Annotated in this window: 8 protein-coding genes and 2 pseudogenes; 8 read left to right on the top strand and 2 right to left on the bottom strand. The window is 63.5% G+C overall.

Annotated features, from left to right (window positions below; translation table 11 throughout):
* From EOD15_RS22355 to EOD15_RS35860, 4 genes and pseudogenes are all read left to right on the top strand, one after another.
* Positions 1-195 (top strand): annotated as a pseudogene (locus EOD15_RS22355) (DMT family transporter); the annotation flags it as partial.
* Positions 196-280: 85 nt separating this feature from the next.
* Positions 281-1,156, top strand: coding sequence for an alpha/beta hydrolase (locus tag EOD15_RS22350; RefSeq protein WP_127320848.1), 876 nt, complete (start codon positions 281-283; stop codon positions 1,154-1,156).
* A gap of 57 nt (positions 1,157-1,213) precedes the next feature.
* Positions 1,214-1,540 (top strand): hypothetical protein, encoded by a 327-nt coding sequence (locus EOD15_RS22345; RefSeq protein WP_127320847.1) that lies wholly within the window; start codon positions 1,214-1,216, stop codon positions 1,538-1,540.
* Between the two features lie 12 nt (positions 1,541-1,552).
* Positions 1,553-1,780, top strand: a complete 228-nt coding sequence (locus EOD15_RS35860; protein ID WP_164761754.1) for a hypothetical protein — start codon at positions 1,553-1,555, stop codon at positions 1,778-1,780.
* A gap of 26 nt (positions 1,781-1,806) precedes the next feature.
* Here the strand turns inward: EOD15_RS35860 and mutL are convergent, their stop codons facing one another.
* Together mutL and EOD15_RS22330 are read right to left on the bottom strand one after the other, a co-directional pair.
* A complete protein-coding gene (gene mutL / locus EOD15_RS22335; RefSeq protein ID WP_127320852.1) occupies positions 1,807-3,681 on the bottom strand; it encodes a DNA mismatch repair endonuclease MutL in 1,875 nt (624 codons plus the stop codon).
* Positions 3,682-3,828: 147 nt separating this feature from the next.
* Entirely contained in the window at positions 3,829-4,731 is a 903-nt protein-coding gene (locus EOD15_RS22330) for a LysR substrate-binding domain-containing protein (RefSeq protein ID WP_127408827.1), read from the bottom strand.
* Positions 4,732-4,821: 90 nt separating this feature from the next.
* Between EOD15_RS22330 and EOD15_RS22325 the strand changes: the two genes are divergently transcribed.
* The 4 genes and pseudogenes from EOD15_RS22325 to EOD15_RS36290 form a co-directional block, all read left to right on the top strand.
* Positions 4,822-6,372: a trimethylamine methyltransferase family protein gene (locus EOD15_RS22325; protein WP_127322463.1), complete on the top strand. Its 1,551-nt coding sequence runs from the start codon at positions 4,822-4,824 to the stop codon at positions 6,370-6,372.
* Positions 6,373-6,414: 42 nt separating this feature from the next.
* Complete coding sequence (locus tag EOD15_RS22320) at positions 6,415-8,064, top strand: ABC transporter substrate-binding protein (protein WP_127322462.1); 1,650 nt, start codon at positions 6,415-6,417, stop codon at positions 8,062-8,064.
* A gap of 96 nt (positions 8,065-8,160) precedes the next feature.
* Positions 8,161-8,640 carry a DUF3828 domain-containing protein gene (locus EOD15_RS22315; RefSeq protein ID WP_127408826.1) on the top strand — a complete coding sequence of 160 codons (480 nt, stop codon included), beginning with the start codon at positions 8,161-8,163 and terminating at the stop codon, positions 8,638-8,640.
* A gap of 4 nt (positions 8,641-8,644) precedes the next feature.
* Positions 8,645-8,826: pseudogene (locus EOD15_RS36290) on the top strand (hypothetical protein); the annotation flags it as partial.

The raw sequence follows: 8,826 nt of genomic DNA, 5'->3' as shown, positions 1-8,826 counted from the left end.
CAGCGGAACGGGGCGAACTGCGTCTCGCCGCGATGGCGCAGGAAGGCCGCACGTGCCTCCAACTTCCTCTATCTGGTCTCGCCGATGTCCGCGCTGATCGGCTTCTTCTGGCTGGGCGAAGTCCCGACGCTGCTCGGCATAATCGGCGGCGCGCTGGCGCTGGGCGGTGTCATCGTGGTGAATTTGAAGAGATGAATATTGCCGGCCGTCCGCTTCCCTCATTCGGGAACGATGCCTCGGTCAAACGCGTTTAGCCGGTGTTTATTCGACGGAGGTCCGAATGCCGGGTGCAACGACGCACCGACGCATGCAACTGGGTGATCTATCCATTTTCTATCGCGAGGCAGGGCCGCCAGAAGCACCTGTCTTGCTGTTGCCGCACGGCTATCCCTGCTCTTCGTTCCAATTCCGCCGACTGATGCCGGCGCTCGCCGACCGCTGGCGAACGATTGCATTCGACTGGCCGGGCTTCGGATACAGTGGCACACCAGATCCGGCCGCCTTTGGCTATGATTTCGACGCCTATTGCGACGTGCTTTCCAAACTTGCCGATGAATTCGGTCTCGAACGCTACGCCTTGTGGCTGCATGATTACGGCTCGCAGATAGGACTCCGGCATGCGATCTCGCACCCCGAGCGGATCAGTGCCCTGATCATCCAGAACGGCGACATCTACGAGGACGTGCTTGGTCCGAAATACGCCACGATCAAGGCTTGGTGGGCCGACAAGACGCCCGACAAGCACCGTCCGCTCGAGGCCGCGGTAAGTGAGGACGGGTTCCGGGCCGAGTTCATCGGAGAAGTGGCTGACGACATCGCCACGCGCGTGGCGCCCGATCTCTGGAGCCTTCACTGGCCACTGATGAACACGCCGGTTCGTCGGCAGATCGCCGTCGGTCTGATGGAGAAGCTGGAAGCCAATCTCACCTGGTTTCCGCGCTACCAGGCTTATTTGCGTGAACACCATCCGCCCACGCTGATCGTTTGGGGGCCAGAGGACGGCTATATGCCCGCGGCGTCGGCACGGGCCTATCATCGCGATTTGCCCGATGCGGAACTGCATCTGATCGAGGGGGCGGGTCACTGGCTGCTGGAGACACATTTCGACGACGCGCTGCCGCTGGTCCGCGATTTCCTGGCTCGTGTTCACGGCTGAACACAGCCGGCGTCCGCCATGCTCAGTTTGCTGTCCGCCTGACTGAAGGAGAACCTCATGCCGACCAAACCGACCATCGCGCGCGTCTGGCGCGGCCGCACCCGCCGCGACATCGCCGACGCCTATGAGCCATACCTGCGTGCCGAGGGTATTCCGCCCCTCGAGAAGACGGCGCTTGGTGTCCAATTGCTGCGCGAGGACCGCGATGCCGAGACGTGGTTCACAAACATCTCGTATTGGGCCGACATGCAGGCGATGACCGCCTTTACCAAAGGCGAACCGACCAAAGTCCATCATCTGGACCGCGATGCCGAGTTCCTGATCGAACTGCCGGAGCGGATCGACATCCACCGGATACTCGTCGATCGCCAGGGACTGCGCTGAACGGCGAATTTGGTGGTTCGCAATCTCGCCTTCTTCGCGGTGATGTCGCTGATCTGGGGTCTGACCTGGGCGGCGATCAAGCTCGGTCTCGATGACGTGCCTCCGCTCCTGCTGGCGGCGGCACGCGCCGCGCTTCTGGCAACAGCGGTGCGTGGAGCCGGCGCGGCGTTCGCCCACGGGCGAACGGGGCGGACGATAATCTCGGCATTGCTGGTCAACACCAGCACCTACGAGCGGTGAAGCGATGGCCCGCAATCCGTCCGCAGCTATCGCCGCCCGAAAAGCCGTTCGATGTCCGCCAGCTTGAGTTCGATATAGGTTGGCCGGCCGTGGTTGCAGGTGCCCGAGCCAGGCGTCGCCTCCATCTGCCGCAGCAGGGCATTCATCTCCTCGGCCTTGAGCAGGCGGCCGGAGCGCACCGAGCCGTGGCACGCCATGGTCGCGGCTATTTTGTCCAGCCGCTCCTTCAGCGTGTCGACCGTGTCGTTGTCGGCGATCTCGTCGGCGAGGTCGCGCACCAATTGCCCGACATTGGTCTCGCCCAGCATCGACGGTGTCTCGCGCACCGCGACGGCGCCGGGACCGAAGCGCTCGATGCCGAGACCGAAGTGGGCCAGCGTTTCCGAATGCAGCGCAAGCCGCTCGGCATCCTCCTCCGGCAGGTCGATAATCTCGGGCAAAAGCAGCATCTGCGAGGGCACCGGGCGCGAGTGCAGCGCATTCTTCAGCGCCTCGTAGACCAGCCGTTCATGCGCCGCATGCTGGTCGACGATGATGAGCGAATCCCTGGTCTGGGCGACGATGTAGTTCTCATGCACCTGGGCGCGCGCCGCGCCCAGCACCGCGCCGAGCAGGGTCTCGGCCGCTTCATCCTGCCCTGCGCGTGCATCGGCGCTGGCAAGCGGACCGGCATCGAAAGCCGCTTGCTCGTTTTCACGCAAGCCGCGCTGCTCGAAGCCCGCACCCTCGAAACCCATATCGACCGGTCGCTGCGACGACCGGACGGGATCGAAGCCGGACGGGCCCGACGCGCGGTAGGCCGCGTCGTAGCTGCGGTGGCCGTTTGCCGGTCCGCCGTGGCCGTAGGATGCGGCCCCTGGCCGGAACGCGGCCATCATGCCGGCGGCACCCGTGGTGTCGGCGCGGACGCCGGCATCGGCCAGTGCCTGTCGAATTGCACCGACGATCAATCCGCGCACAAGGCCGGGATCGCGGAAGCGCACATCGGCCTTGGCTGGATGGACATTGACGTCGACGATGGCCGGGTCGAGCGTCAGGAACAGCACCGTCACCGCATGGCGGTCACGCGGCAGGACGTCGGCATAGGCACCGCGTATGGCGCCGGCGATCAGCTTGTCGCGCACCGGGCGGCCGTTCACATACGCATATTGCTGCAGCGCGTTGGCGCGGGTGAAGGAGGGGATCGACACGTGGCCGGTCAGATGCACGCCTTCGCGCATCGCATCGATGGCAATCGAATTGTCGGGAAAGTCGGTGCCCATCACCTGGGCGACACGGCGCAGGCTGCCTTCCGCACTGTCATCCGCCGCCGGCAATTCCAGCATAGAGCGGTCCGAGCCGGCCAGCGTGAAGCGCACGGCGGGGAAGGCGATGGCGATGCGCTTGACCACATCGCTGGTGGCCGAGCTTTCGGCGCGTTCGCCCTTCATGAACTTTAACCGGGCCGGCGTTGCGAAGAACAGGTCGCGCACCTCGACCGTGGTGCCGCGATTGGCCGCCGCCGGCCTGACAGGCAGGACGCGGCCACCCTCGATGCCGATCTCGGCGGCGCTGTCACTTGCTGCCGTGCGCGAGCGGATCGACAGTCGCGACACCGAGCCGATCGACGGCAGCGCTTCGCCGCGGAAGCCCAGCGAGCGGATGTCGTTGATATCCCCGATGAGCTTGGAGGTGCAATGACGTGCGATCGCCAGCGCCAGCTCCCGTTCGGGAATGCCAGAGCCGTCGTCGGTGACGCGGATCAGGTTCAGCCCGCCGCCGGCTGTGACGATCTCGACGCGCGAAGCGCCGGCATCGAGCGCATTCTCAACCAGTTCCTTGACGACGCTCGCCGGACGCTCGATGACTTCGCCGGCGGCGATCTGGTTGATCATCGTTTCGGAAAGCTGGCGGATGGGCATGGCAGCACTATAGGCGGATTCGAGACGGATGCGGAAGGATTCGGTGTTGCGGAACAGTGGATAGGCTGGCGAGACAGCACCTCCCTCTGGCAGGCCGCAGGGAGGTGCTGTCCCGCCGACTTCCAAGGGACTGGGAGGCGCTGCCCCTCACGCTTGCTCCGCCAGCCAGTCTCGCACCTTGCGGGCGTTGTCGCTGAGTTCCCGGTTCTTCGGCCAGACGACATAGAACGCCTTGCCGGTCTTCAGCACATGATCCGTCACCGGCACCAGCAAGCCCGACGCCAGCAGCCGCTCGGCGAGGTGCCGCCAGCCGAGCGCGATGCCCTGGCCTTCCATGACGCCCTGGATCACCAGGCCGTAGTCGTTGATGCGCAGGCCGCGCGCGGTATCGCTGAGATTGGCGCCCGCCGACTGGAACCATTCGTCCCAGCTGGCCGCCTCGCGATACGGCTCCTCCAGATGGATGAGGCGGTGCGTGGCCAGTTCGGCAGCGGATTGGGGCAGGCCGAACTTTGCCGCATAACTGGTGCCGGCGACGGGAAATATCTCCTCGTCGGCCAGCGGCAACGAGTGATAGTCCGGCCAGTCCCGCGGCGCGCCGCCGCGCACGCCGAGCGGAATGCCTTCCGCGATGATGTCGAGGTCACGGTCGGCGGTCTGGATACGCAGGTCGATGCCCGGCAGTTCGTCGCGGAACTGCTGCAGGCGAGGCATCATCCAGAACGAGCCGAACGCGGTCGAGGCAGCCAGCGTGACATGACCGCCGGTTGCCTGCAGGCGCAGATCCTCCGCCGATTTGCGAATATGCGAAAGGCCGAGCGAGACATCGGCATGGAAGCGCTCGCCGGCCTCTGTCAGGAGAACCTGGCGGTGGCGGCGCTGGAACAGCTTGGCGCCAAGCCGTTCTTCCAGCCCGCGCACGGCATAGGAGACGGCGGCCTGCGTCATGCCGAGCTCGCGCCCGGCGGCGGTGAAGCTCGACAGCCGCCCGGCCGCCTCGAAGACGATCAGGCTGCCGGCCGAGGGCAGGAGGTGGCGCAGGCTTCGCATAAGCTGAGCTTATACAAGAGATCAGGATTTTCCAGCGTCACATCACCATTTTGTCGCGCTAGGCTCCTTCATGAGTGGAATGGAGTTGCCATGAACGCACCGGCCCCTGAAGTGACCGAACATGCCAACCGCCGCAGTGGCGGCCGCCTGGGGCGCAAGGCCCTGCGCGGAGCTCCGGTAACGTCGTTTCCGACCCTGGTCCGCCAGATCCCCGTCTACCAGATGGTCCCCGATGAGGCGGTCGAGCTGATCCACGAGGAGTCGCTCTTGATCCTCGAAGAGGTGGGATGCGAATTCCGCGACGACGAGGCTATCGCACTGTGGAAGGCGGCGGGCGCGGATGTCTCGGAAACTCGTGTGCGGATCGACCGGGCCCTGCTGATGGAACTGGTATCGATGGTCCCGTCGGAGTTCACGCTCAATGCGAGGAATCCGCAGCGTACGGTGCGGGTGGGCGGCAACAATACCATCTTCGTGCCGATGTATGGCGCGCCCTATGTGCGTGACCTCGACAACAACAGGCGCTACGGCACGCTCGCGGACCTCAACAATTTCCACAAGCTCGCCTACATGGCGCCGGCGCTGCATTCATCGAGTTCGGTCATTTGCGAGCCGATGGAAATCGCGGTACCGAAGCGTCACCTCCACATCATCCATTCCGCGCTTAAGCATTCCGACAAGCCGTTCATGGGCATCGTCACGTCCAAGGAGCGGGCGGAAGACACGATGGCGATGGCAGGCATCGTGTTCGGCGAGGATTACGTCCGCGACAATCCGGTCCTGGTGTCGATCACCAACTGCAATTCGCCGCTGGTGTGGGACGCCACCATGCTGGACGCGATGAAGGTCTATGCCCGAAGCAACCAGCCGCTGATCCTCGCACCCTTCGCACTGTGCGGCGCCTCGACTTCGGCGTCGGCCGTCGGGGCAGTCGCGCAGGTCAATGCGGAAGCGCTGGCGGGCGTCGCCTTCACGCAACTGCTGCGCCCAGGGTCGCCACAGATCTATGGACAGTTCATGGTCACCGTGGACATGAAGACCGGCGCTCCGATGGGCGGCACGCCGGAGGCGGCCCAGATGATGTACCTGATGGGCGCGCTGGCGCGGAAATACAAACTGCCGTGGCGCACCTCGGGCTTCCATGTCGGATCGAAGCTCAACGACGCCCAGGCGGGTTACGAGGCCAACATGCTGATGCATGCCGCCATCCTCGCCGGCGCCAACTACATCTGGCACTCCGCCGGGTGGCTGGAGGCCGGCCTGAGCTGCGGCTATTCGAAGTTCGCTACGGACTGCGAACAGCTGGTTGGCTGGTACAAATATGCAGGCGGCCTTCCGTTCGACGATTTCAAGGAAGCGATGGCAGCGGTCCGCGAAGTCGGGCCGCAGGGCCATTTCCTCGGCACCAAACACACGCTCGAACATTTCGAGTCGGCCTTCTTCATACCCTCGATCATGGACTTCAATTCGTACGAACAGTGGAAGGCAGAAGGGGCGAAGGACCACGACACGCGCGGTCGCGAGAAGGCGCGCAACATGCTGGCGGATTACGAGGAGCCGAAGCTCGACGAAGGCATCGCCGATGGCCTGATGGATTTCATCGCGCGGCGCGAGGAGAGGCTGCCGGACAGCGTCAGTTGACGCGAAGAACCAAGATCAAAGGGAACCAGACGGGAGGAAAAAATGGCATTCTTCAGAAGCAGTGGCGATCGCGTGCCGAGCGCTATCGAGGCAATGGCGGTCGAAGCACGCGCGGGTCGTGTCGATCGGCGCGAGTTCCTGGCGCTGGCAAGCGCCTTCGGCGCATCGACGGCGCTTGCCTACGCCATGATCGGCCTTGCCGTGCCGGATCGGGCCTTGGCCGAAGAGCCGAAGAAAGGCGGAACGCTGCGCGTCTCGATGTCGGTGAAGGGGCAGAAGGATCCGCGCACCTACGACTGGGTTGAGCTGGCGAACATTTCGCGCTGCTGGCTGGAGCCGCTTGTCCGCTATACCAGGCAGTTCACCTTCGAGCCGGTTCTGCTCGAAAGTTGGGATATCAATGACGACGCCACCGAATACGTGCTGCATGTGCGCAAGGGCATCACATGGAACAATGGCGATGCCTTCAACGCCGATGACGTCGCTCACAATCTAACGCGCTGGTGCGAGAAGAATGTCGCCGGCAATTCCATGGCCGCCCGTGTCGGCGCGCTGATCGACGCAAAGACCGGCAAGGCCAGGGATGGCGCGATCACCAAGGTCGACGACAACACGGTCAAGCTGAAGCTAAGCGAACCAGACATTTCACTGATCCCGAATTTCACCGACTATCCGGCGCTCGTCGTGCATCGCAACTTCGATGCCGACGGTGCCGATCCGATCAAGAAGCCGATCGGCACGGGACCGTTCGAACTGGTCTCCTACGATGTCGGCCAGAAGGCGGTCGTCAAGCGTCGCGAGAATGGCAGATGGTGGGGTGGTGAAGCGCCGCTCGACAGCGTCGAGTTCATCGACTACGGCACCGATTTCAACGCCACCGTGAACGCGTTCGAATCCGGTGAGATCGACCTCAATTTCGAGTCGCCCGCCGACTTCATCGACATTCTCGACAAGATGGACCTGGTGAAATCGGAGGTGGCGACGGCGACGACGCTGGTTGCCCGCACCAACATCACCCACAAGCCTTATGACGACAAGCGGGTGCGCAACGCCCTGCAAATGGCCGTCGACAACAATGCGGTCCTCCAACTTGGTTATGCCGGGCGAGGCACCCCTGGCGAAAACCACCACGTTGCCCCGATCCATCCGGAATACTATCCGCTGCCCAAGAAGACACGCGACGCCGCCGGCGCCAAGAAGCTGATGGCGGAAGCCGGACAGGCTGACTTCGAGCATGAGCTGATCACCATCGAGGACGATTGGCAGAAGAATACCGGCGACGCCATTGCCGGCCAGCTGCGCGATGCCGGAATCAAGGTGAAGCGCACGGTGCTGCCGGGTTCGACCTTCTGGAACGACTGGACGAAATATCCCTATTCGATGACGATCTGGTACATGCGCCCGCTTGGCGTCCAGGTGCTGGCGCTCGGCTATCGCACCGGCGAGGCCTGGAATGAATCGGCATATTCCAACCCCGATTTCGACGCCAAGCTCAAGCAGGCGCTATCGCTCATCGACGTGGAGAAACGACGCGAGGTCATGAAGGATGTCGAGCAGATCCTGCAGGATTCGGGCGTCATTATTCAGCCGTTCTGGCAGAAGCTCTACAGCCACCAGAACAAGAAGGTGAAGAACTATGGTGTCCACCAGACATTCGAGATGGACCTTCAGAACGTCTGGCTGGACGGCTGAAACAAGGCGCGGCAGGACTTTATGAGCCGCAAAAAAGCCGATATGCAGGATGCGTGGTATTGATAGGCTCAAGCCATCAAAAGCCGGAGATTCTGCATGAGACTGACAGTGCTCGTTGCCGCCCTTTCGATAGCCCTGCCGGGCGCCGCCGTCGCCGGACCGGCGTCCGACGCGGTGAATTTCTTCTATGTCCCGGCGGTCAAGTTCGAGGCCGACGAACAATATCGGGATCGGTTCACCGAACCGGTGACGAAACTGTTCGAGCTGAACGACCAGGCAACGAAGACGAACCCGGACCAGGTCGCCTGCATCGATTTCGATCCTGGTCTCGACGCCCAGGATTTCGATCAGAAAACCGTCTCGAAAACGCTGAAACTGTCTGAGAAGCTGGATGGCGATAACGCACAGGTCACGGCATCCTTCAGCCTGTTCTCCGAGGGCGATGATTCCAAACGTGAAATGCTCTGGTCGCTCAAGAAGATCGACGGCAAGTGGAAGATATCGGACATCGCTTCCAAGACCAGCGACTGGACGCTCAGCGCGCTGGAATGCATGGCCGGCCAGACGCCGGAGTGAAGCGATGGCCCATCGCCGGTTCCTGGCGCTGTCGGGTGTGTGCCTGCTGGCGGCTCTGAGCGGCGCCGCCGCGCAAGGCTTGTTGGGTGCGCCGCCGGCAAACGCCCCGGCCGGCACCCAGCCGGGCGACAGCGGGGCACCGCCCGCAAATGCGCCGGGCGGAGCGGCGGAACCGGCCACGCCGCC

This window comes from Mesorhizobium sp. M7A.T.Ca.US.000.02.2.1 (assembly GCF_003996995.1).
Lineage (GTDB): Bacteria > Pseudomonadota > Alphaproteobacteria > Rhizobiales > Rhizobiaceae > Mesorhizobium.
Note: the sequence above shows the minus strand (reverse complement) of the source record. Positions and strands in the feature narration are given on the sequence as shown.

What these genes read in the sequence shown, in the direction of transcription:
- EOD15_RS22330 (WP_127408827.1), bottom strand. Translation starts at nt 4,731, where the DNA reads ATGCGAAGCCTGCGCCACCTCCTGCCCTCGGCCGGCAGCCTGATCGTC.
- EOD15_RS22325 (WP_127322463.1), top strand. Translation starts at nt 4,822, where the DNA reads ATGAACGCACCGGCCCCTGAAGTGACCGAACATGCCAACCGCCGCAGT.
- EOD15_RS22345 (WP_127320847.1), top strand. Translation starts at nt 1,214, where the DNA reads ATGCCGACCAAACCGACCATCGCGCGCGTCTGGCGCGGCCGCACCCGC.
- EOD15_RS22315 (WP_127408826.1), top strand. Translation starts at nt 8,161, where the DNA reads ATGAGACTGACAGTGCTCGTTGCCGCCCTTTCGATAGCCCTGCCGGGC.
- EOD15_RS22320 (WP_127322462.1), top strand. Translation starts at nt 6,415, where the DNA reads ATGGCATTCTTCAGAAGCAGTGGCGATCGCGTGCCGAGCGCTATCGAG.
- mutL (WP_127320852.1), bottom strand. Translation starts at nt 3,681, where the DNA reads ATGCCCATCCGCCAGCTTTCCGAAACGATGATCAACCAGATCGCCGCC.
- EOD15_RS22350 (WP_127320848.1), top strand. Translation starts at nt 281, where the DNA reads ATGCCGGGTGCAACGACGCACCGACGCATGCAACTGGGTGATCTATCC.